Genomic DNA, 23,742 nt, shown 5'->3' on the forward strand with positions numbered 1-23,742 from the left:
ATGTAACATATATAACGCGCTAAATTGATTTTTCCGCTCAAGCATCGAGCATACGTATTTGCCACGTTATGATGGTTGTTTTCAAGAGGTGTTGATGGTTTGTTCATTGAAAGAGAAGCCTTATAAGGGGGTTTTTGAGTTTTTGGAAGTGGCCACTCTTCTGGAGTCGAGTGCTGATATCAAATTTACACTGGTATTGAATGCCAGTGCGTTGGAAATTGAAAAGTTTTTTGTCGAAACTAAAGTCCCAACCAATGTCAAATTGTTCGGAACTACTGCGGACGTCAGTTCGTTTTACGCAACGTCGAATATCCTGTTGAATCTTTCTAAGCCAGAAAGCTGGGTTGAGACCTTTGGTCTGACCATTCTCGAAGCAATGGCTTTCGGTATCCCCTGTATTGTACCTCCCGTGGGAGGACCGGTTGAGTTGATTGAGCACGAAAAGCAGGGCTATTTGTTTGCGTCTGATCGTACCGACGAGATTGCAAAGAAAATATTGTTTCTTTCTAAAAGCCCAGAGCACTGTCTAGCATTCTCTCGGGAGGCCAAGATCAAATCCAAGCAGTTCTCTCAACAAAAATTCGAGCTCGATATACTGAAGGTGTTAAATGCAATATAGAGTTGCCATAATAGGAACTGTAGGTCTTCCAGCACAATATGGTGGGTGGGAATCGCTGTCTGAGCAATTGGTTCTGAACCTTGATAAAACCTATGATATGACGGTTTATTGCAGCGCCTTCAGTTATGCAGAGCGCCCTAAAAAGTTCGGAAATGCCAAGCTGGTCTATATCAAGTTAAAGGCGAATGGCTTCCAAAGTATTCCGTACGATATTGTGAGCATGTTGCGAGCATATCGTGAAAGCGATGTGATGTTGATCTTGGGTGTCTCAGGCTGTATTGCGTTACCTGTTATACGCCTGCTCACCAAAAAAGCAATTATTGTTAATATTGATGGTTTTGAGTGGAAGAGAGCTAAGTGGTCTCCACTGATCAAGAAGTTTTTGAAGTTTTCCGAACGTCTTGCAGTCAGGTTTGCTGATCGGATTGTGACGGACAATAAAGTCCTTCGTGACTATGTACTTAGTGAATATGGAGTTGATAGTACGCTTATTGCTTATGGTGGTGACCAAGCTTTGAAAAGTGCGGTCGATGAAGAAGCTGCCGTTCAGTTCGATTTTCTGAATTCTCCATATGCATTTTCTGTGTGTCGTATCGAGCCGGAAAATAATATACACTTGATTTTGCAGGCGTTCAGTGATAATGGGATTCCGTTGGTTCTTGTAGGAAACTGGAAACAGAGCGAATACGGTTCGGAGCTGCAAAGGCGTTATTCTGCAGTTAAAAATTTATTTTTGCTTGATCCGATATATGACCCTGCGAAGCTGGCACCGTTGCGCAGTAACTGCACGCTGTATGTACATGGTCATAGTGCTGGCGGTACGAATCCATCGTTGGTGGAAGCGATGTGGTTGGGATTGCCCATTATCGCCTTTGACGTTTCATTTAACCGAGCGTCTACCGAAGATAAGGCCGAGTATTTCAAGTTCTGCTAGTCATCTTGAAAGCTCAGTTCAAGCTCTATTTCAAGACGAGGAAAAGCGCCGTTCGTTGGGGAATGAAATGCACGCCGTAGCCAAATCACGGTACAGATGGCAGGGGATTGCCTCTCAATATGATGAGTTGTTCCAATCGCTTATTAAGTAAATTTTACAGGCTGGCTATCTAGGAAAGTATGAGTTCTTGGCGTTCTAGAATTTTGATGACAGGTAGTACCGATTTTCGGTGTGGTGCGGATCACGTGTTTGTTGACATCGAAGGTCATTTGAACTCATCAACATCACCGCGAAACCGGCTCCAGTAGATGGCAGCCGCAAATCAGTGTGGTGAGGGATATTGCTACTTATGATGGCTGGCCTGAACTGCTTTCCGGGGTGGATGTAGTCATTCATTCCGCTGCTCGGGTTCATGTCATGTCGGAGACGGATCCCGATCCGTTGGCAGCGTTTCGCGCGGTAAACGTCGAGGCTACGCTGCGTCTGGCAAAAGAGGCTGAACTGGCCGGAGCCAAAAGGTTCATTTACATAAGCTCTATAAAAGTGAATGGTGAATCGACGCGTCCTGGTGTGCCTTTCCGTGCTGATGATGTACCTTCGCCTCAAGACCCCTACGGTGTGTCCAAGATGGAGGCGGAGCAAGCGCTTCTAAAAATGTCAGAAAGCTCTGCTATGGATGTTGTTATCATCAGACCTGTGCTGGTGTATGGACCTGGTGTCAAAGCCAACTTCGCGTCAATGATGAATTGGTTAATGACGGGAGTACCATTGCCACTGGGTCTGATAAAAAATAAAAGAAGCCTTGTGTCATCCTTTAATCTTGCACATCTAGTGCTCCACTGCGTGGATCACCCTAAAGCCTCGAACAAAATATTTCTTGTGAGTGATGGTGAGGATTTATCCACGACGCAGTTACTTAAAAAGCTGAAATTTTTCCTGGACAGCCATAGCCTTCTGTTACCAATTCCAGAATGGCTTATAAAATTATGTGCATCGCTGATTTTTAGGCGGAATATAGCAACAAGATTGTGTGGTTCACTCCAAGTGGACATTTCTGAAACGATACATTTGCTTGGTTGGACTCCACCGCAGACGGTAGATGAAGGGCTTGGAATCACTGCAAAGCACTTTAGGTCTATCAAGAATAAAAATAAATAAAGCCACGTAGGGTTTTCATTTTGATTGTTACAGAGTCAAAAAATAATAATAGTTTTAACCTTGTCAGAATGATGGCCGCATTATTTGTACTTGTGTCTCATTCTTACCCTCTGTCTCTGGGGCCTTCCGAGAAGGAGCCGTTATTTTCAATATTCGGTTTCACGCTCGGCGGGGTAGGTGTTATCACATTTTTTGTGATATCTGGATATTTCATATCGTTGAGTTGGGCTCGGTCGTCTGGCCTGGTCGATTTTTTTTGCGCAAGGTTCCTTCGGATTTATCCAGGCTTGGTGGTCGTATTGTGCGTCACAGCGTTTGTGATTGGTCCGCTATACACTGAGGTTTCTGTAAAAGAGTATTTTTCAAGCGAAACTACCTATGGATACATCACTAATAATCTATGGTTGAAAAATATTCAGTTCGGATTGTTGGATGTTTTTGAGGATAATGTTTATCCCGGTGTAAATGGTTCGTTGTGGACGCTTTATTACGAAGTGGTACTTTACGGACTCGTAGCGGTACTTGGATATTTTTCGATTGTGGGTAATGCACGTCGTTTCCTGTGGTTTCTATTTGTGTATACAGTCGTTTATATTTTGTTCAAATTTTTTGTACTCAATAGCGAAGCGGCAGCAGGCTTGTTTAGAACGAAAAGCTTACACACATGGAGTTTGCCATTTGTTGTAGGAATGAGTTTCTTCCAGTTTTGGAGTTCAATGCGACACAAGCTTGCAATAGTAATTGTCCTCGTGCTGCTGTGTTGTTTGTTTTATGGATCTAACTGGTTTCTGGAGGCTTTTATAATAGCCTGGTGCTTTGTTGTGTTTCTCGTTGGGTTCGCAACGTCGAAGGTGTCAAGGTTCTATAACCGTCTTGGTGATTATTCTTTTGGAGTTTATATCTACGCCTTCCCTATTCAACAAATCATAGCGCATCATTTTCCACTTGTTCAACCTGTTCAAATGATCACTTTGGCATTTCCACTTTCACTCCTGGCGGCATTGGTTTCTTGGCATCTTATTGAGAAGCCCTGTATGCGTTACCGGGGCGGATTGGCAAATCTGCTTAAAGCACCCAGGGCAGTGTTGAAAAAGCGGCGTCTATAACTCGAAGTATGTTTAAAAGGTAGGGAAGTGTATGAAGCGGTTTCTCGATTTGTTATTGGCACTTTGTGTGTTGCTCGTTCTGATTGTTCCGATCATAATCGTTGCTATTGCTGTAAAGTTGACATCTGTTGGGCCTGTTTTTTACTGGTCGGATAGGGTTGGTATCAATAACTCAATTTTTAAGATGCCTAAATTTCGCTCTATGCGTACGGGCACCCCGGCGGTGGCGACACATCTTCTAAGTGATCCAGATCAGTACCTGACGCCTATCGGCGGTTTTCTCAGGCGCTCCAGCTTGGACGAACTTCCACAGCTATGGAGTATTTTGGTCGGCAATATGAGTTTTGTCGGTCCCCGCCCCGCATTGTTTAACCAAGTGGACCTGATTCAGCAGCGTACTGAAAAAGGTATTCATATGCTTCGTCCTGGCCTGACTGGTTGGGCTCAGATTAATGGTAGAGACGAACTGCCTATTCCCGTCAAAGTTCAATTTGATGCAGAGTATTTGGCCCGGCAATCCTTATGGCTTGACCTGAAAATATTGTGCCTGACGTTTCTCAAAGTCGTGCGTCGCGATGGTGTATCCCATTGAGACTCTGCGCTTGCAGACTCTGAAAATAGACGGATTTTTTTTGGTGTAGTCAAGCTATTTCGACGTTGCGATGGGTTCAGCACGCTTGGTTTTTTGATAAGCGCAGGCAAGATATTTTTGCTATCTTGCAAAAGCGTTCAGCGTTCAGCCCTGAGGCTTAAGCTGTGGTGATTATGGGTTTGCATATGAAGGTTGGTAAGGATGATTAACAAGGTGCGTTGGTGGTTGTTGGCTCTTCCAAGAAGCTATAAACGACTGTTGCAAGTTATAACTGACGTAATTCTCTTATGGTTTGCCCTATGGCTTGCGTTTATCGTACGCTTGGGAATCGACGAGATGATTAATCCGTTTCGGATTCATACTTGGCTGTTTATCTCTGCTCCTATTGTTGCCATTCCCCTGTTTGTGCGTTTCGGCATGTACCGAGCCGTAATGCGTTATTTCGGAAATGACGCATTAGTTACAGTTATCAAAGCCGTTAGCCTGTCAGCCCTTACGTTATCATTTATTGTATACTGGTATAGTAATCACCAAGCTGTTGTTCCTCGCTCGATCATTTTCAATTATTGGTGGCTGAGTATGATCATGGTCGGGGGGTTGAGGCTCGCCATGCGTCAGTATTTTTTGGGTGACTGGTTCTCGGCAACCCAACATGTCCCGTTCACCAACCGCGACGATGGACTTCCGAAGGTTTCGATATATGGCGCCGGGGCCGCTGGGAACCAACTGGTCGCGGCGCTACGCATGGGGCGCGTTATGCGCCCAGTGGCCTTCATTGACGATGATGAAGGTATTTCGAATCACGTAATTTCTGGTCTTCAGGTGTATAAACCTCGGGACATTCAGCGAATGATCGAAATCACGGGGGCTCAGGAAATACTGTTGGCCATTCCATCATCTACACGCGCTCGCCGTCGTGAGGTACTGGAGTTCCTGGAAACCTTTCCTCTGCATGTGCGTAGTGTTCCCGGTTTCATGGATCTGGCCAGCGGTCGAGTAAAAGTGGACGATATTCAGGAGGTCGATATTGCAGACCTCTTGGGCAGAGATGCAGTACCAGCACAAGCTAGTTTGCTCGAGCATTGCATTAAGGATCAGGTAGTCCTTGTGACCGGAGCAGGTGGTTCGATTGGCTCGGAGCTCTGTCGCCAGATCGTAGCGCTGCGCCCCACAGTACTTCTAATGTTTGATCATAGTGAGTTCAATCTCTATAGCATTCTTTCAGAACTTGAAAGACGACTGGCGCGGGAGTCATTGTCTTTGCGTCTTGTACCTATCCTTGGTTCCGTTCGCAATCAGGTTAAGTTGCTCGACATCATGAACACCTGGCGTGTAAGCACGGTTTATCACGCCGCTGCTTACAAACATGTTCCTATGGTTGAACACAATATTGCCGAAGGCGTGCTGAATAACGTGATCGGCACGCTCAATACAGCGCAGGCTGCGTTAGAAGCAGGTGTTTCTAATTTCGTATTGATTTCCACGGACAAGGCAGTACGCCCGACCAATGTGATGGGTAGTACAAAGCGCCTTGCTGAATTGACTCTTCAGGCGCTCAGTCGGGAGGTTGCGCCGATCTTGTTCGGTGATAAAGGGAACGTCTCTCGAGTCAATAAAACCCGTTTCACTATGGTGCGTTTCGGTAATGTGCTTGGTTCTTCTGGCTCTGTGATTCCACTGTTTCACAGTCAGATCAAATCGGGCGGACCGTTGACCGTCACTCATCCGAAAATCACTCGCTACTTCATGACCATCCCCGAGGCGGCACAACTAGTGATTCAAGCTGGGTCGATGGGGCGCGGTGGTGATGTGTTCGTGCTGGACATGGGGGAGCCGGTCAAGATAGTCGAGTTGGCGGAGAAGATGATTCACCTTTCCGGTTTGAGCATTCGTTCGGACAAGAACCTCCATGGCGACATCTCGATTGAATTTACAGGTCTTCGTCCCGGCGAAAAGCTTTATGAAGAGTTGCTGATTGGTGACAATGTGGCAGCAACCCAGCATCCGATGATCATGAGTGCAAATGAAGATTATCTCGCTTGGGACGTGCTGAAGGCCAAGCTAACTGAATTGCTTGCAGCGGTTGAGCTGGATGACTATGCCAGAGTTCGTCAGTTACTGCGCGATACCGTTAGTGGCTATGCCCCCGATGGAGAAATCGTCGACTGGATCTATCAGCAACGTCGACTCGAACCCTAATCCTCCGTGCAGAGTCGATGAAACCCAGACAGTCGAAGCGAATGCTGCCCGGCGACGTGCTCAAACGCTTTGATCGCTGGGGGATTGGCTTGCGGTTGGTAGTGATCAAAGTCGGGGCTGCTTGCGTACAAGCCTTTTGATGTCCTAGGGACAAAGCCTTTAAGCAGCCTACATATATGAGTGTAGACATTCTAATTGCTTAGGAGAAACAGCAATGGATGATTTTTTTGTTCACCCAGGCGCGCTTTGTGAATCAAATAAAATAGGTGCACGCACTAAAGTGTGGGCCTTCACTCACGTGCTCCCCGGTGCAGTAATAGGCGCAGACTGCAATATCTGTGATCACGTTTTTATTGAGAACGACGTTGTCGTAGGTGATCGGGTGACAATCAAGTGCGGCGTTCAGCTATGGGACGGCGTGGAACTCGAACATGATGTTTTTATCGGTCCTAATGTGACCTTTACAAACGATATGGCTCCGCGCAGCAAGGTCTACCCAGAAAAATTTTTGCGCACGACGGTGAAACGAGGAGCATCACTTGGCGCGAACTGCACCATTCTGCCCGGCATCACCATCGGTGCAAATGCCATGGTGGCGGCAGGGGCTGTAGTTACCAGAGATGTTCCGGATAACTGCTTGGTAGTTGGTTGTCCAGCGAAAGTTGTAGGGTTGGTGAAAGACGCCGATCGGGTTTGATTGATTAAGTTGATCAATGCTAAACGGCTTTTAAAGGTAACGATTTTTTGCTAAGTATACGGTAATGTTGTATTTCCGTAATTATGTTAATTAGGCTTCGAATTCCCAATCCGTTACCTGGTCGTTGGTAGAGGATTGATACGTATTTGATGAGGTCTGAATAGACCATGGTCAAAACAACCCATCCTGGTTCGATATCATCAAATAACTTCTGGTTGCCCGAAGCATAACAGTTGTAGCAACGCAGCGGGATAAAAGACAAGCGCTAAAATGGAACATTAAGAATGGACGTCTTTTCCAAGATACGAGGTGGCTTTTGGGATTGTTGCTCACAGCGAATATGGAGTTGGGCGCGTAAATTACCTTATAAGTAAGCTTCTAGACTGGTCCAGATTACCTCCGGAATCACAATTTCGTTATATTTATCCTGTTATTGTCAGGGGATGTAATATTGAAAAACTTAAGCGTTGGTCTTGATTTTGCCAGGGTTGTTGCTTGCTTGATGGTTGTTTTTTTACATGTGTCAGCAAGCGGTGTTGTTGTATTTGATTATAACTGGATTTACTCGAATGTTTACGACTCCTTTGTAAGGTCATGCGTGCCCATTTTCTTGATGATTTCTGGCGCATTGCTACTTTGCAGGACAGAAAACGCTTTGGTCTTTTACAAGAAACGTTTTTTGAGGATATTTCCCCCGTTGCTATTTTGGTCAGCATTTTACGCGATCTGGAAAAGTACCATGGGTATCGGGTACGGAGGTTTTTTTGATTCCTTGATCGCAATACTTAAGGGCCCAGTTTATTATCACTTATGGTATCTGTATGCGCTTGTAGGGATTTATCTTTTTATCCCTTTTATGTCAAAAATATTTATCAATTCCAGCAATCTGGAAAGAAGATTATATCTGGTTATTTGGATGGTTGTCGCCTGTGTAATTCCTTTGTTATCTTATTTTTATCCGGCGATGGGTGATTTGTCTAGTGTATACGGCTTGTCATCGTTTGTTGGGTTAGTAGGTTACGTCTTTCTTGGTGCTTTCGCTTTTGATCAAGTTGGAAGTCAGGGGCGATCGATCTCTGTGATGAAAGAGAGTGTTATTTTTATTTTTTGCAGTGTTCTAACCGCTGTATTTACGTATGCTTTGTCTGTTGGTGAGGGTGCACCTAATCAGTTATTTTACTCTTATCTTTCTCCGGTCGTCGTTTTTGCTTCACTTTCTGCTTTTAAATTGTTAATCGTGATGGGGTCGCGTATGGGTAAATACTCCCATTCACTAAGCGTGCTGTCGGGATGCACTCTCGGTATTTACTGTATTCATGTGTTTGTCATGAATAGATTTAGCCTGATTTATGGTTCGTTCATCGAACAACAATCCATGCTCTGGGTGATTCCTGTTTTATCTATTTCGATCTTTCTCCTGTCCCTTGTTCCTGTCTACGCCGCAAGAATATTCCAGCCGTTCAGGAAAATTATATAAATAGTGGGGTTGAAAATTCCAAAATAGAACGGTATTGCTGTTTGCTGGGACTATTTAAATTTTGGGCGCCAGAGTCGCGTTCTCCGTTGCTATTTCGACTCAGCAACGATAACAGGCGGATGTAGACAGTGGGTGGCAGTAGGGGAGGAGCCAGCTGACTCGCTTATCTTGTTGCTACCAAAAAAACTCAGCCACGAACTGGTGCGATTGCTCGTCGCTTCGACTGATAGATTCATGAGGAAAACACCGGGCACGCGTAGCACTCTTGCTGACATCAAAAATCATGATTATTCCCAGACTGGCCATCAACTTCGCAGAAGCGGTATTGGCTATACCCACGAGCGCAAGGCGGCCCATAGGGCCTATTGACATCGTCGACTCGACCTCTGCGTATTCACATTCCGTAACGGACACAGTTTTGACAGAACCCGGTCAACGCCTAAGTTTGGGAGGCTGCTTTGGAAAAGCGGCTTTCCTCAAACGATGTTATGGAGCGTACTATGCGTATTGGTTACTTTTATTCGCTGTTTTTTGCCTTGCTCACCAGTGTCTCGATCGCGACTCACGCCGCGCCAGCAGTCGGGCCAGAGACGGCAAGTCCCCCAGTAGTGGCAATGACAGCGGGTTCACAATCTTCAACGGTCGACCTTAATACAGCCGATGCAGCGACGTTGCAAAGGGAGTTAACAGGTATCGGGGAGGCCAAGGCTAATGCAATTGTTGCTTATCGTGAAGGCAATGGACCGTTTGCCTCGATCGACGAATTGCTGGAAGTCAAAGGGATTGGCAAAGCCATTCTCGATAAAAATCGCGAGCGACTTCGGCTGAACTAACCTAATCAGCTTTATGGGCCGGTCATTGTCCGGCCTTTTTGCATGTGCGAGAGGCTATGGTGCGTCTGTGGCTAGCGAGGTGCGAGGTTGCGCCTGAAAGGAGTTAACCTTCAACGCTCTATGTTCATGGTGGAACACGGAAGAATCTATTGAATCCAGGTAGACCATAGAAATGATGGGATGCACTGGATCTTGTCCAGGTGTTAGGTTTGAAACGAACGTGTTCGCATATTCTGGCCGGTGTATTCGGAACCGTATTTATGGCGAGTCAGAGGGCCGCGGGCGTAAATGTCTCCTCCTCTCGATTCCGCTGGGCGCTGGGCGGATGCACCACCCGTCGGCATTTTAAAAATTACGTATATCATATTTAATTTGGATTATGCCTATAATATATTAGCGTTTCGGCGAGGCGTGTTGAGATTCAAGCGCCTGGTTTCATCAAGCGTTCCACAGGAGCCCAGTCATGAATTCAGTCCAGCCCCAAGGTACAGCCCTCGTTACCGGCGCTTCTTCCGGTATCGGGGCGGTTTATGCGCAGCGATTGGCGGCGCGTGGCTTTGATTTGTTGTTGGTCGCCCGAGATTTTGACCGACTTGAGGCGACGGCAAGTAAGTTGCGCGCCGAGTATGGGATCCAGGTTGAGGTATTCAAGGCGGATCTGATAGAGAAGGAGGAGGTGCTGAAGCTTGAGCAGCGATTGCGCAGCGATTCAAGCATCAGTCTGTTGCTGAACAATGCCGGTATTGCAGCCGATGGCTTGTTGGGTAATGCCGATACCGACCAGCTTGAGCGAATGATTCAATTGAACGTCACGACTGTCACGCGATTGGCGTCGGCGGCAGCCGCCAGTTTTGCAAAGGCCGGTCGGGGGACAATCATCAACATCGCATCTGTGGTTGCGTTGTTTCCCGAGCGTTTCAATGCAACGTATAGCGCCAGCAAGGCTTATGTACTGAGTCTAACCCAGTCTTTGAACGCCGAACTGGACGGCACCGGCGTCAAGATTCAAGCCGTTCTGCCAGGTGTCACGCGTACTGAAATCTGGGAGCGCTCCGGTATCGACGCCTCACAAATTCCGGCAGATATGGTTATGGAGGCGGGCGAGATGGTCGATGCCGCCCTGGCCGGCCTGGATCAAGGTGAACTGGTCACCATTCCATCCCTGCCGGACGCAGCCGATTGGGACGCATTCGTTGCCGCGCGCTTGGTTCTTGCGCCAAATCTTTCCAAAAGCACATCTGCCGCACGTTACAAGTGAGGCATCCTCCATTAGCTTGAGGTGTATGCGGTATGAGTGATCGTCGAGTGGTTGTGACGGGCATGGGCCTGGTGTCTCCGTTGGGCAGCGGTGTCGAAGCTGTTTGGGGACGTTTGTTGGCAGGACGTTCAGGTTTGCGGAATTTGCCAGCCGAGGTGAGTGCCGATTTGCCGGCCAAGGTCGGCGGAATAGTGCCGACCTCGGCGGAGGATGCCGAGGCAGGTTTTGACCCGGACCTAGCAACACCGCCTAAAGAACAGAAGAAAATGGATCGATTCATTCTGTTTGCGATGGAGGCTGCTCGTCAGGCGCTTAACCAGGCCGGTTGGCAGGCGCTGGAAGCTTGTGCCCAGGAGCGCACGGCGACGATCATCGGTTCCGGAGTGGGTGGTTTCGGCGCGATTGCAGACGCGGTACGCACGACTGACAGCCGTGGACCGCGACGTTTGTCACCGTTCACCATTCCTTCTTTTCTGGTGAATCTGGCGGCCGGCCATGTCTCGATAGCACATGGCTTTAAAGGTCCACTGGGCGCGCCAGTTACCGCTTGCGCAGCCGGAGTACAGGCCATCGGCGATGCCGCGCGTTTGATTCGCGCCGGGGAGGCAGACATTGCGGTCTGTGGGGGCACAGAAGCCGCAATCGACCGGGTCAGTCTTGCTGGATTTGCGGCGGCGCGTGCTTTGTCCAGCGGCTACAACGAAACCCCGGAACGAGCCTCTCGACCGTTCGACAGCGCGCGTGACGGGTTCGTCATGGGTGAGGGCGCTGGATTGCTGGTTATCGAATCTCTGGATCACGCGCTCGCCCGCGGTGCCCAGCCATTGGCAGAGTTGGTCGGCTATGGCACCAGCGCCGACGCCTATCACCTGACGGCAGGGCCTGAAGATGGCAGCGGTGCTCGCCGGGCCATGTCGCTGGCGTTGGCTCAGGCGGGCATTGCTGCGACACAGGTGCAGCATCTCAATGCCCACGCAACGTCGACGCCGGTAGGGGATCTTGGCGAGTTGGCTGCCATCAAGTCGTTGTTTGGTTCGGACAAGAAGATTGCCGTCACGTCGACCAAGTCGGCCACCGGCCATTTACTCGGTGCAGCCGGCGGGATCGAGGCGATATTCACGCTGCTGGCGATCCGAGATCAGATTGTCCCTGCCACTCTCAATCTCGAAAATCCCGACCCTGCGGCTGAGGGCGTCGACATCGTTCACGGTCAGCCTCGACCCATGACGATCGAATATGCCTTGTCCAATGGATTCGGATTCGGCGGCGTGAACGCCAGCGTGCTGTTCAAACGTTGGCGGGATTAATCCTGAGTTCTTTTCAGGTATCGGCGTGTGACGTCGAGAATTTGCTGGGCAAACTCGGCATCAGCGACGCTGCGCGATAACAACAAGGCGCCGACCAGCGTAGACATGATCACGATGCTGCGATCGGCGGCATGCTGTCCTTCCAGCGTACTTTCGATTTGATCCAGTCGAGCCTTGAGCACCATATCGCTCGTTGGGCTCGGTTGGCCGCGAAGGCCCAGTTCCGAAGAAATGGTCAGCAACGGGCAGCCTTCATGAGGTGAGGTTTGATGCCATTCGGACAAGTAGGCGTCAATAAAAGCTTCGAGGGGTTGCTCCTCGGAGAACAGTTGCGCACACAAGCCGTCTACCTGCTCGCCGGCTTCTTGTAACGCCTTTTCAACCAGTTCGTCCTTGGACTTGAAGTGCGAGTAAAAGCCCCCGTGAGTTAAACCCAATGCTTTCATCAACGGTTGCAGGCCGGTCGCGCCGATACCGTCGCGTCGAAATCGCGCCGAAGCTTCCTTGATGATGCGTTTGTGGGTTTGGGCTTTATGGTCCTGCGAGTAACGCATCTGATATCTCCACATCAATGCGCAACATATTAACCAATGAAAATTGGATGGTGACTGTACTTCTACTTCTAAAAAGCATGCAGATGCTTCGATCTTGGTCCAAACCGGTGATTAGCCTGCAACGAATGATGAGATTCTTTCAAAATATGCAGCGCAATAAAAAACCCGCCATTGTTGGCGGGTTTTTCGTTCAGCGGTCCTGCGCTTCCTTGGCGTCCATTTCCGCATTGCGTTCCGCGACGCGTTTACGTTGCTCTTCGGTAAGTTCGACTTTGTTGGCTGTGTCACGCAGCATCATCAAACCGCCAACGATCGAGCCAATGGCAACGACCAGAATCAACCAGGCATACCAGGGCATAGGACTCTCCTTGAAAGCAGGCAGGCGAGGGTTCGCCGACCATTTGTGCATACCACTTTGAGTAATGGGGCTTCATCGCAGTTCCATCGCAATCACCACCATTCTATGCCTGTTATTCAAGGTTCACCGAAGGGCTTTCAACGTCTGGGCAACATTGCATCCATCGGCGCTCCGGCGCGCAAATTGCGCGGCCAGCATGAGGTTCACTGGCCCATCAGTTGAAGCCTGGAAATCCGGGTTTCAGGAAAAAACCTCGGCCTCCTTGAAGTACGTTGCAGCCTGGTCTTTTGCCGACAGTTGCGGTACTTCGCTGAGCTGCCAGTCGATGGCCAGGTCCGGGTCATCCCAACGAATGCTGCGCTCGGCGGAAGGAGTGTAGTAGTCAGTGGTCTTATACAGGAATTCGGCGAAATCACTCAGCACCACGAAACCGTGGGCGAAACCTTCCGGAACCCATAACTGGCGATGGTTCTCGGCCGACAGTCGTACAGCGACCCACTTGCCGAAGTGTGGCGAGCTGCGGCGGATATCGACTGCAACGTCGAGTACTTCACCCACGGTCACTCTAACCAATTTGCCTTGAGTGTTTTCCAGCTGGTAGTGCAGGCCGCGCAATACGCCTTTTTGCGAGCGCGAATGATTGTCCTGAACGAATTGAGTATTCAGGCCAGTCGCATCTTCAAAAGCCTTGGCATTGAAGCTTTCATAAAAGAAGCCTCTTTCATCACCAAATACCTTCGGTTCGATGATCAGAACACCGGGCAGGTCGGTGGTGATTACATTCATGGGTGATTCTCCAGCAAAGGACATCAATGGCCGACATTCTTGCGCAAAGTGCGCACCTAAGCGAGTGGTGACTCTGGATTTCACTCTTTTACGGTTTCTTTATTCTCCGCCTCCCCCCTCGATCTCGCACCTTTACACCCTCCCTCCCGACAATGACCCCACACGCGGCAATACGCCGTGACTGGGAGATCTTCCATGAGCGTTCTGGACGGGGTGTCGCTGCTGCTGGCAGCTGGGCTGTTCATTTATCTGTTGGTTGCGCTGTTGCGCGCGGACCGGAACTAGGAGCGGCCATGCACAGTTATGACTATTGGCTGATCCTTGGGTTTTTCGCGGTGGTATTGGTTCCGGCACCGTTTCTCGGGCGCTTCTACTACAAGGTCATGGAAGGTCAGCGCACCTGGCTGACGCCGATTCTGGGACCGGTGGAGCGTGGCTGCTATCGGGTGGCCGGGGTTGATCCGCAAACCGAACAGAGTTGGCAGAAATACACGCTGGCCTTGCTCGCGTTCAACCTTGCAGGCTTCTTGCTGTTGTTCGCGATCCTGGTGTTTCAGGGCCACTTGCCGCTCAATCCACAAAACCTGCCGGGCCAGGAATGGACGCTGGCGTTCAACACCGCTGTCAGCTTCATGACCAACACTAACTGGCAGGGCTACAGCGGTGAAGCATCCCTGAGTTACCTCAGCCAGATGGTCGGTCTCACCGTGCAGAACTTTGTCAGCGCGGCCACCGGGCTCGCTGTTCTGGTTGCGTTGTGTCGAGGAATCGGTCGCAGGTCAACCAAAACCCTGGGCAACTTCTGGGTCGACATGACCCGCGCCACCCTCTATGGCCTGCTGCCGCTGTGTCTGTTGCTGGCGCTTTATCTGGTCTGGCAGGGGGTGCCGCAAACCTTCGCACAATATGTGAATGCGCTGACGATGCAGGGCGTCGATCAGGTGATTCCGCTTGGTCCGGCCGCGAGCCAGATTGCGATCAAGCAACTGGGCACCAACGGTGGAGGGTTCTTCGGCGTGAACTCTGCGCATCCGTTCGAGAACCCGACCGCGTGGAGCAACCTGTTCGAAGTCGCATCAATCATTTTGATTCCGGTGGCGCTGGTGTTCACCTTTGGCCACTACGTAAAAGACCTGCGTCAGAGCCGCGCAATCATCGCCTGCATGCTTGCGCTGTTTCTGATTGGCGGAGCGACGTCGCTGTGGGCTGAAAATCAACCGAATCCGACCTTGGACAACGTAGCCGTTGAACAGACCGCGCCGCTCGAAGGCAAGGAATCGCGCTTCGGCACCACCGCCACGGTGCTGTGGTCGGTGACCACCACGGCGGCCTCCAACGGTTCGGTCAACGGCATGCACGACAGCCTCAACCCCCTGAGCGGCATGGTGGCGATGGTCAACATGATGGTCGGCGAAGTGATCTTCGGTGGCGTGGGCGCCGGGCTCTACGGCATGTTGCTCAACGTGTTGATCGCGGTATTCCTCGCGGGGCTGATGATTGGCCGCACGCCGGAATACCTCGGCAAGAAACTGCAAGCGAGGGAAGTGCAACTGTTGGTGCTGACCTTGATGGTCATGCCGATTGGCGTGCTGGTGCTCGGCGCAATCGCCGCCAGTCTGCCGGGGCCGGTGGCCTCGGTGAGCAACCCCGGTGCCCATGGTTTCAGCCAGTTGCTCTACGCCTACACCTCGGCCAGCGCTAACAACGGCTCCGCGTTCGCTGGTTTTGGTGCCAACACCCCGTTCCACAACGTGATGTTGGGGCTGGGTATGTTGATCGGCCGCTTCGGCTACATCCTTCCGGTACTGGCTCTGGCTGGCAGCCTGGCGATGAAGAAAACCGCCCCGATTGGTCAGAACAGCTTCCCGACCCATGGTCCGCTGTTCGTGACTTTATTGACCGTGACTATTTTGCTGGTGGGCGGCCTGACGTTCCTGCCGACCCTGGCGCTAGGCCCTATCGCTGAACATCTGAGCATGGGCTTCTGAGGACTGGACGATGAATATGCCTGCAATCAAACCGGTAGCCGTGAAGGCGTCGGAGCAACCCAAAACCGCGATTTCGGCCCTCTGGCGTCCGGCGCTGGTGCAAGCCTTCGTCAAACTCGATCCACGGCAACTCAAGCGCGCGCCGGTGATGCTGGTGGTTGAACTGACCGCGATCCTGACCACGGTGTTGTGCTTCATTCCCGACGCGGCGGTGCCAACTTTCGTCGCTGCACAAATCGCGGTGTGGCTATGGTTCACGGTGTTGTTCGCCAATTTCGCCGAAGCCTTGGCCGAAGGTCGCGGCAAGGCTCGCGCCGACAGTCTCAAGGCCGGCAGCGAAGGCCTCAGCGCTCGGCGTAAAACCAGTAACGGCAGCTTTCAAGTGGTGCCTGCCGCCAACTTGAGAAAAGGCGATGTGGTACGTGTCGAAGCGGGGGAGATGATTCCCGGTGACGGCGAGGTGATCGAGGGTATCGCAGCGGTCAACGAAGCGGCGATCACGGGTGAATCTGCGCCCGTGATCCGCGAGTCCGGCGGCGACCGCTCCGCCGTCACCGGCAATACGCGGCTGGTCTCGGACTGGCTGCTGGTGAAGATCACCGCCAACCCCGGTGAGTCGACGCTGGACCGCATGATCGCCCTGGTCGAAGGCGCCAAGCGCCAGAAAACCCCGAACGAAGTGGCGCTCGATATCCTGCTGATCGGCCTGACCCTGATCTTCCTGCTGGTGGTCGTCACCCTGCAACCGTTCGCCCATTTCGCGAATGGCAGTCTGCCGCTGGTGTTTCTGGTGGCGCTGTTGGTGACGCTGATTCCGACCACCATCGGTGGTTTGCTGTCGGCCATCGGTATCGCCGGGATGGACCGTCTGGTGCGCCTGAACGTGATTGCAAAATCAGGTCGGGCAGTGGAAGCGGCGGGCGACGTGCACGTCCTGCTGTTGGACAAGACCGGCACCATCACCTTTGGTAACCGTCGTTGTTCAGCGGTGTATGCCGCGCCGGGCGTGACTGCCAGGGAACTGGCTGAAGGTGCGCTGTTCGCCTCACTGGCCGATGACACCGCTGAGGGTAAATCCATCGTCGAGTACCTGCGCGGGCTTCATCCGCAACCGGAACCCTGCGCTGATCTGCTGACAGCCGTGCCGTTCAGTGCCGAGACTCGCTTGTCCGGGGTCGACTATCAGGGCCGGGTTTATCGTAAAGGTGCAGTGGATTCGTTGCTGGCCTTCGTCGGCCTGAAACGCGCCGACCTGGCACCGGCACTGTCCCGGGAAATCGACAAGATCGCTCAGAGCGGCGGTACTCCGTTGCTGGTGTGTGCCGACGGCAAATTGCTCGGCGCAATACACCTCAAGGATGTGGTCAAGCCCGGTATCCGCGAGCGTTTCGCCGAGCTGCGCAAGCTGGGGATTCGCACGGTCATGGTCACCGGCGATAACCCGTTGACGGCCGCCGCCATTGCCGCCGAAGCAGGCGTTGACGACGTGCTGGCCGAAGCCACGCCGGAGAAAAAACTGGCGCGCATTCGTCACGAGCAGAACGACGGCCGGCTGGTAGCGATGTGCGGCGATGGCGCCAACGATGCCCCCGCACTGGCCCAGGCAGACGTCGGCATGGCGATGAACGATGGCACGCAAGCCGCACGCGAAGCCGCCAACATGGTCGACCTCGACAGCGATCCGACCAAGCTGCTGGACGTGGTACAGATCGGCAAGGAATTGCTGGTCACCCGCGGTGCGCTGACGACCTTTTCCATCGCCAACGACGTGGCGAAATACTTCGCCATCCTGCCGGCGTTGTTTGCCTCGATCTACCCGCAACTCGGTGTGCTCAACGTGATGCACTTGAGCAGTCCGCAGAGCGCGATTCTCTCGGCGATCGTGTTCAACGCCCTGATCATTGTGGTGTTGATTCCGCTGGCACTGCGCGGTGTGCGCGTGCAGGCGGCGAATGCGGCGGCGTTGCTGCGACGCAATCTGTTGATCTACGGACTGGGCGGGATTGCGGTGCCGTTCGTGGGTATCAAGGCCATCGACATGCTGTTGACGGCGTTGCATCTGGTTTGACCTGACACCCCATTGCAGGAACGAGCTTGCACGCATAGGTAGTGAACGATAACGCGTCCTATGTGATAGGACGCGGCGCTTTCAGATCCATCGCGAACAAGCTCGCTCCTACAGGTAATTGCTGCCAATTCGAGGATTTTGACATGTCCACATTGATACGCCCGGCCCTGAGCCTGTTGGTCCTGATGACCCTGATCACCGGCGTTGCCTATCCCTTGGTCGTCACGGGTGTGGCTCAGGTTGCATTCCCGGATCAGGCCAATGGCAGTCTGGTCTACGATGCCGAGGGCAAGGTGCGAGGTTCGTCGTTGATTGCCCAGGATTTCGTCGGCGATGCGTGGTTCCATCCGCGCCCATCGGCGGGCGCCTTTGCCACCGTGTCGAGCAGCGCCAGCAATCTTTCACCGAGCAATCCGGCGCTGGCTGTTCGTGTGATCAATGATGCGAACAAACTGCTTGTGCCAGGCCAGGGGGCGGTGCCGTTGGCGCTGGTCACCACATCCGGCAGCGGCCTCGATCCACACTTGCCACCGGCGGCGATTGCCTATCAACTGGCGCGTGTTGCGGCGGCGCGAAATCTGCCGGTTGCCACCTTGCAGAATCTGCTGGACGAGCACATTGAGCAGCCCCTTGTAGGACCGCCGGTGGTGAATGTGCTTGAGCTGAATCGGGCGCTGGAAAGCCTGTAAATCGACGGCGCCATATTCGCGAGCTGGCTCGCTCTCACAGGAGTACGCATTCCAAATGTGGGAGCGAACCTGCTCGCGATGACGGCCTCACAATCGCTACATCAACATCAAAAAAATCGAGAACCCCAGACATGAGCGACTCCGGCCGCGCCGATGCGCTGTTAGCAGATCTGCCCCGCGATGGTCGCGGCCGGCTCAAGGTTTTTCTCGGTGCCGCGCCGGGTGTCGGCAAGACCTACGCCATGTTGCAATCGGCGCACACCCAACTGCGCCAAGGGGTGAAAATCATTGCCGGGGTCGTCGAAACCCACGGCCGGGCCGAAACCGAAGCATTGCTCAGCGGCTTGCCTCAGCAGCCCCTGCTGCGCTCGGAATACCGAGGCGTGACGCTCGAAGAAATGGACCTCGATGGTCTGCTGGCGGCCAAACCAAAACTGGTGCTGGTGGACGAACTGGCCCACACCAACGCCCCCGGCAGTCGTCACGAAAAACGCTGGCAAGACATCCAAGAGCTACTCGCCGCTGGCATCGACGTGTACACCACGGTCAACGTCCAGCACCTGGAAAGCCTCAATGACCAGGTGCGCGGCATCACCGGCGTACAGGTGCGCGAAACATTGCCCGACTGGGTGCTGCAAGAAGCCTATGAATTGCTGCTGATCGATTTGCCACCGCGCGAGTTGCTTGAGCGGCTGCGCGACGGCAAGGTCTACGTGCCGGAGCAGGCGCGTGCTGCGATCGATGCTTTTTTCTCCCAGACCAACCTGACGGCCCTGCGCGAACTGGCGATGCAAACCGCGGCCGCTCAGATCGATAACGATCTGGCCCAGGGTTATCGCCAACTCGGTCAAGCCGCGCCGGCCGTGCGCGGGCGTTTGCTGGTGGGTGTCGACGGCGATGCCCAGGCCGAGCGGCTGGTGCGTCACGCCAGTCGCATCGCCCAGCGTCGCCATCTGCCCTGGAGTCTGGTGCATGTCGACAACGGCAGCGTGCGTGACGAGCAATCGCGCCTGCGCCTGCAAAGTGCCCAGCAACTGGCTGAGCGTCTGGGCGGAGAGGTGGTGCTGTTGCGGGCAGGTGAAGTGGCGAAAACCCTGATCCAGCATGCCGCCGAACGACGCGCCAGCCTGGTGTTGGTCGGCCAGTCCCGGCCACGTCTGCGTCGTCGATTGTTCGGTGGCGGGCTGGCGGCACGTTTGCTGCGCAATGCACGCGGGCTGGAAATAAACGTTCTCGACGGTGATCACGAGCAACATCAGCCTCATCAACGGTCGATGCAGGCGTTGGTATGGTTTGATTACGCCCTGGCAGTGGTGGCAACGGTGTTGGCCAGTGCCCTGGCGTCGGCGGTGGCGAGTGTGTTGGCGTTGCCGAATATCTCGTTGGTGTTCCTCGCCGCTGTCCTGCTGGTTGCGGTGCGCAGCAGTATCGGGCCGGCGCTGACCTGTGCGGCGCTGTCGTTTCTGGCCTATGACTTCCTGTTCATTCCGCCGAATTTTTCCTTGAGCATTCAACGCGAAGAAGACGTGCTGACCTTGCTGTTTTTCCTGTTGATGGCGGCACTGACTGGTAATCTGGCCGCGCGTCAGCGACGGCAATTGCAGGCACTGCGCGACACCCAGGAAGAGACCACCGAACTGCTCGACCTGTCGCGCAAGCTGACTGCCGCTACCGACCGTCAGGCTGTGGTCAGCGCCGCGGCACAGCACCTCAACGGCTGGAGCGATCTGCAACTGTGCCTGCTCAACCGCGACGGTCAAAGCGCCTGGATAGTCGAGACCGGTGGCCCGCTGGAACTGACCGAAGCCGAGCGCGCCGCTGCCGATTGGGCCTGGCAACACGATCAGCCGGCTGGCGCAGGCACTGGCACTTTGCCGTTCGGACGTTGGTGGTGGTGGCCATTGTCGGTCGAGGATGGCCCGTTGGCGCTGCTCGGCGTATGCGCCAAAGAGGGCCAGACCTTGAGTGGGCAGCGTCGGCGTTTGTTGACGGCGCTCAGTCAGCCACTGGCGCAGGCGCTGGCTCGTGCGCAACTGGTCGACGACCTCGAAGCCGCTCGACTGCACGGCGAAACCGAACAATTGCGCAGTGCCTTGCTGGCCTCGGTGTCCCACGATTTGCGCACACCACTGACCTCAATGCGCGGCAGCATCGACAGCCTGTTGGCCCTTGGCGAGGCGATTGGGCTGGAGGACCGCCGCGAATTGCTCGAAGGGACTCGGGATGAAGCCGAGCGCCTGGATCGCTACATTCAAAATCTGCTGGACATGACCCGCCTCGGTCACGGTGCACTGAAACTGTCACGAGACTGGGTGTCGCCGGCCGATATTGTCGGCAGTTCACTCAATCGCCTGCGGGCGGTCTTGTCGTCCTTGCACGTCAGCACGCAGGTGCCCGCCGAGTTACCCCTGTTGTATGTGCATGCGGCGCTGATCGAACAGGCCCTGGTCAACGTGCTGGAAAATGCCGCACGTTTCTCGCCCTCTCGCGGACGTCTGCAGTTGCATGCCGGGGCTGATGACAAGGAGCTGTTTTTTTCGGTCAGTGACGAGGGGCCAGGCATTCCGGAGGCGGAGCGGGCAAAGATTTTCGATATGTTCTATACCGCTGCTCGCGGCGATCGTGGCGGGCATGGCACCGGGCTTGGGTTGGCCATTTGTCAGGGCATGGTCGGTGCCCATGGCGGTCGTATCAGTGTTGCGGACGGCATCGAGGGGCGTGGCACCTGCATCACCTTGCACCTGCCGCTGCAGGCGCAGCCGGGATACGAAAGTGAAGCCTGATCGTGCTTGCGCTACTCTCTTGTCACTTCTATGTGTTGATGTGAATTCATGAGCCAGACCGCGACCATTTTGGTCATCGATGACGAACCGCAAATCCGCAAATTCCTGCGCATCAGCCTCGCTTCCCAAGGTTACAAAGTGCTGGAAGCCGGCACCGGCAGCGAAGGCCTGGCGCAGGCCGCCTTGAACAAACCGGACCTGCTGGTGCTGGACCTTGGTTTGCCGGACATGGACGGCCAACAAGTGCTTAGCGAGTTACGCGAGTGGTCGAAGGTACCGGTACTGGTGCTGTCAGTGCGCGCAAGCGAAGGGCAGAAAGTCGAGGCTCTGGATGGCGGCGCCAATGATTACGTGACCAAACCGTTCGGCATCCAGGAGTTTTTGGCGCGGATTCGTGCGTTATTGCGTCAGGCAACGGTGGGCGAGGCTCAGCAAGCTGCGCTGACCTTCGGCCCGCTGACCGTCGACCTCGCTTATCGGCGCGTATTGCTCGACGGTGTCGAGGTGGCGTTGACCCGAAAGGAATACGCCGTACTGGCGCAACTGGCGCGGCATCCCGGGCGGGTGATCACCCAGCAGCAACTGCTCAAGGACATCTGGGGACCGACCCACACCGAGGACACCCATTACCTGCGGATTGTGGTGGGCCATTTGCGCCAGAAACTGGCGGACGACCCGACCCGGCCTCGGTTTATCGTGACCGAGGCGGGTGTGGGGTATCGATTGTTGAGTGAGGTCAGTCTTTAGTTTTTTTACTGTTTGAGCTGGCCCTATCGGGCATTTCAACCATCGCGCTTCTGCTCATTCTCATACCGATCCAGTGTATCGCGCGCAATCTCGCGCCCCAACGCGATCAATTCCGGTGCCTTGTAGAACTCAAAAAACCGGCACACCCGCTTCGGCACGTTGATCAGGATATCCGGTGGATACCCGGCAATCTTGTACTGCGCCAGCGACGTCTGCATCACCTCGAAACTCTGGTTGATCAGATCCAGCAACGACGCCGGGCCAACGTTGTCGATGATGAATGAACCGGTCGCGGATCGTGGCGCACCAGAGGATTCTGGAGCTGCAGCGGGTTGTTGGGCCTCCGGTTCGGCGGACTCGATCCACGGGTTGAGCTTCGCGCCTTCGGCTCTCAAGGCTTCCTGTTCCAGAATCAACAGTTGTTCGGCCTGTTTGCGCCGGAACGGCAACTTCGAACCCAGTGAGTTGATCAAACTGTCGAAACGCGTTTTGAACGCGGCGGGACGCTGGATCACCGGCAGTTGGTAGTGACGCTGGTTGGTGGAGTTGAGGTTGACCGCGATGATCAAATCACAGTGACTCGATACCACCGGAACGATCGGCAGCGGATTGAGAATGCCGCCGTCGACCAGCATGCGATTGCCTTGCATGACCGGCGTGAACAGGCTCGGAATTGCCGCTGAGGCGCGCATGGCCTGGTGCAGGCAGCCTTCCTGGAACCAGATTTCCTGCTGGTTGGTAAGGTCGGCGGCGACCGCCGTGTAGGGAATGCGCAGGTCTTCGATGTTGATATCACCGACGATCTTGCGAATCTGGCCGAAGACTTTTTCGCCGCGAATCGCCCCCAATCGAAAGCTGACGTCCACCAGGCGCAACACGTCGAGATAGTCCAGGCTCTCGATCCAGTCGCGATAATCATTGAGTTTGCCTGCGGCGTAGATCCCGCCCACCACGGCGCCCATGGAGCAACCGGCGATGCAGGCGATGTCGTAACCGCGCCGTTCAATTTCTTCGATGACACCAATATGCGCATACCCTCGGGCTCCACCCGAGCCCAGCACCAGTGCGACACGCTTTTTCATGAATCGCCCTCGTCTGACCAGATTCAACAATGCACCCATCGAGGGGCGCGCTTCAATCGGCAAAGTCGTTCGAAGCGGTGAAGGCGTCGTTTTTTCGACACTCCATGGCGGCACATGGTTATTCTCGCCGGCGCTATAGTGGGCGAAGCGGACCAACGGCACTTTTTAGGCGCCAGACCGTCTTAACTGCACGATTGTTGACCTATCTTTGAGGTGTGAGTGATGAAAGCCTGGATCTGTATACCGCTGATTGCCCTGGCGCTTGCCGGTTGTGCCGGTAAAACCGCCTACCGCGACAGTTGCGGTAGCCAACTCGATGCCGCTTGGCATGAGTTGGACCTGGCCAAGGCCGAGGGTTTTGCCGGGACTGTCAGCTATTCCAAGGCCTTGTCGCTGTTGACCGCGGCCAAGACCCAACAGCAATTCGAAGGGTTCGAAGGTTGCAGCAAGAAAGCCGAGAAGGCCCGTTTCTATATTCGTGAGTCGCGCGCCGGACGCTAGGACGAG

At 53.7% G+C, this 23,742-nt stretch carries 22 protein-coding genes; 18 read left to right on the forward strand and 4 right to left on the reverse strand.

The window, feature by feature from the left end:
* The first annotated feature begins 58 nt into the window (after positions 1-58).
* The 11 genes from QMK58_RS07900 to fabF all read left to right on the forward strand — a co-directional run bounded on the left by QMK58_RS07900 (position 59) and on the right by fabF (position 12,180).
* Complete coding sequence (locus QMK58_RS07900) at positions 59-619, forward strand: glycosyltransferase family 4 protein (RefSeq protein WP_320396117.1); 561 nt, start codon at positions 59-61, stop codon at positions 617-619.
* Positions 609-1,553: a DUF1972 domain-containing protein gene (locus QMK58_RS07905; RefSeq protein WP_320396118.1), complete on the forward strand. Its 945-nt coding sequence runs from the start codon at positions 609-611 to the stop codon at positions 1,551-1,553. Before QMK58_RS07900 ends, QMK58_RS07905 begins: the two co-directional genes overlap by 11 nt.
* A gap of 378 nt (positions 1,554-1,931) precedes the next feature.
* Complete coding sequence (locus QMK58_RS07910) at positions 1,932-2,711, forward strand: NAD-dependent epimerase/dehydratase family protein (protein ID WP_320396521.1); 780 nt, start codon at positions 1,932-1,934, stop codon at positions 2,709-2,711.
* 20 nt (positions 2,712-2,731) lie between these two features.
* A complete protein-coding gene (locus QMK58_RS07915; RefSeq protein ID WP_320396119.1) occupies positions 2,732-3,817 on the forward strand; it encodes an acyltransferase in 1,086 nt (361 codons plus the stop codon).
* A 31-nt stretch (positions 3,818-3,848) separates the two neighbouring features.
* Complete coding sequence (locus tag QMK58_RS07920) at positions 3,849-4,409, forward strand: sugar transferase (protein WP_053161740.1); 561 nt, start codon at positions 3,849-3,851, stop codon at positions 4,407-4,409.
* Between the two features lie 201 nt (positions 4,410-4,610).
* Entirely contained in the window at positions 4,611-6,608 is a 1,998-nt protein-coding gene (locus tag QMK58_RS07925) for a polysaccharide biosynthesis protein (protein ID WP_172681850.1), read from the forward strand.
* 214 nt (positions 6,609-6,822) lie between these two features.
* Positions 6,823-7,305 (forward strand): acyltransferase, encoded by a 483-nt coding sequence (locus QMK58_RS07930; RefSeq protein ID WP_053161738.1) that lies wholly within the window; start codon positions 6,823-6,825, stop codon positions 7,303-7,305.
* A 451-nt stretch (positions 7,306-7,756) separates the two neighbouring features.
* Complete coding sequence (locus QMK58_RS07935; RefSeq protein ID WP_320396120.1) at positions 7,757-8,782, forward strand: acyltransferase; 1,026 nt, start codon at positions 7,757-7,759, stop codon at positions 8,780-8,782.
* A gap of 500 nt (positions 8,783-9,282) precedes the next feature.
* Complete coding sequence (locus tag QMK58_RS07940; RefSeq protein ID WP_053161735.1) at positions 9,283-9,615, forward strand: ComEA family DNA-binding protein; 333 nt, start codon at positions 9,283-9,285, stop codon at positions 9,613-9,615.
* Between the two features lie 463 nt (positions 9,616-10,078).
* A complete protein-coding gene (locus tag QMK58_RS07945; protein ID WP_053161733.1) occupies positions 10,079-10,873 on the forward strand; it encodes an SDR family NAD(P)-dependent oxidoreductase in 795 nt (264 codons plus the stop codon).
* A 32-nt stretch (positions 10,874-10,905) separates the two neighbouring features.
* On the forward strand, positions 10,906-12,180 hold the full coding sequence (gene fabF, locus QMK58_RS07950; RefSeq protein ID WP_053161731.1) for a beta-ketoacyl-ACP synthase II: 1,275 nt from the start codon (positions 10,906-10,908) through the stop codon (positions 12,178-12,180).
* Here the strand turns inward: fabF and QMK58_RS07955 are convergent.
* The 3 genes from QMK58_RS07955 to rfbC all read right to left on the reverse strand — a co-directional run bounded on the left by QMK58_RS07955 (position 12,177) and on the right by rfbC (position 13,878).
* Positions 12,177-12,734 (reverse strand): TetR/AcrR family transcriptional regulator, encoded by a 558-nt coding sequence (locus QMK58_RS07955; protein WP_053161730.1) that lies wholly within the window; start codon positions 12,732-12,734, stop codon positions 12,177-12,179. The genes fabF and QMK58_RS07955 overlap by 4 nt on opposite strands.
* Positions 12,735-12,924: 190 nt before the next feature.
* The gene (locus QMK58_RS07960) at positions 12,925-13,092 is read right to left on the reverse strand and encodes a DUF2897 family protein (RefSeq protein WP_079246726.1); all 168 of its coding nucleotides are present in this window, start codon (positions 13,090-13,092) and stop codon (positions 12,925-12,927) included.
* A gap of 240 nt (positions 13,093-13,332) precedes the next feature.
* Positions 13,333-13,878: a dTDP-4-dehydrorhamnose 3,5-epimerase gene (gene rfbC, locus QMK58_RS07965; protein WP_053161728.1), complete on the reverse strand. Its 546-nt coding sequence runs from the start codon at positions 13,876-13,878 to the stop codon at positions 13,333-13,335.
* 195 nt (positions 13,879-14,073) lie between these two features.
* Here rfbC and kdpF point away from each other — a divergent pair, with 195 nt between their 5' ends.
* From kdpF to QMK58_RS07995, 6 genes are all read left to right on the forward strand, one after another.
* Complete coding sequence (gene kdpF, locus QMK58_RS07970) at positions 14,074-14,163, forward strand: K(+)-transporting ATPase subunit F (RefSeq protein ID WP_007963673.1); 90 nt, start codon at positions 14,074-14,076, stop codon at positions 14,161-14,163.
* Between the two features lie 8 nt (positions 14,164-14,171).
* Positions 14,172-15,866 (forward strand): potassium-transporting ATPase subunit KdpA, encoded by a 1,695-nt coding sequence (gene kdpA, locus QMK58_RS07975; protein ID WP_320396121.1) that lies wholly within the window; start codon positions 14,172-14,174, stop codon positions 15,864-15,866.
* A 10-nt stretch (positions 15,867-15,876) separates the two neighbouring features.
* Entirely contained in the window at positions 15,877-17,934 is a 2,058-nt protein-coding gene (kdpB, locus tag QMK58_RS07980; protein WP_053161723.1) for a potassium-transporting ATPase subunit KdpB, read from the forward strand.
* Positions 17,935-18,077: 143 nt separating this feature from the next.
* A complete protein-coding gene (kdpC, locus tag QMK58_RS07985) occupies positions 18,078-18,623 on the forward strand; it encodes a potassium-transporting ATPase subunit KdpC (protein WP_053161722.1) in 546 nt (181 codons plus the stop codon).
* A 131-nt stretch (positions 18,624-18,754) separates the two neighbouring features.
* Positions 18,755-21,406, forward strand: coding sequence for a sensor histidine kinase (locus tag QMK58_RS07990; RefSeq protein ID WP_053161720.1), 2,652 nt, complete (start codon positions 18,755-18,757; stop codon positions 21,404-21,406).
* 48 nt (positions 21,407-21,454) lie between these two features.
* Positions 21,455-22,153, forward strand: coding sequence for a response regulator (locus tag QMK58_RS07995; protein WP_320396122.1), 699 nt, complete (start codon positions 21,455-21,457; stop codon positions 22,151-22,153).
* 35 nt (positions 22,154-22,188) lie between these two features.
* On the opposite strand, the gene QMK58_RS08000 is transcribed toward QMK58_RS07995, so the two are convergent.
* The gene (locus QMK58_RS08000) at positions 22,189-23,235 is read right to left on the reverse strand and encodes a patatin-like phospholipase family protein (protein WP_053161716.1); all 1,047 of its coding nucleotides are present in this window, start codon (positions 23,233-23,235) and stop codon (positions 22,189-22,191) included.
* 222 nt (positions 23,236-23,457) lie between these two features.
* On the opposite strand from QMK58_RS08000, the gene QMK58_RS08005 reads away from it, so the two are divergent.
* On the forward strand, positions 23,458-23,736 hold the full coding sequence (locus QMK58_RS08005) for a hypothetical protein (protein WP_053161714.1): 279 nt from the start codon (positions 23,458-23,460) through the stop codon (positions 23,734-23,736).
* Positions 23,737-23,742: the final 6 nt, after the last annotated feature.

Source organism: Pseudomonas sp. P8_241, assembly GCF_034008315.1.
Lineage (GTDB): Bacteria > Pseudomonadota > Gammaproteobacteria > Pseudomonadales > Pseudomonadaceae > Aquipseudomonas.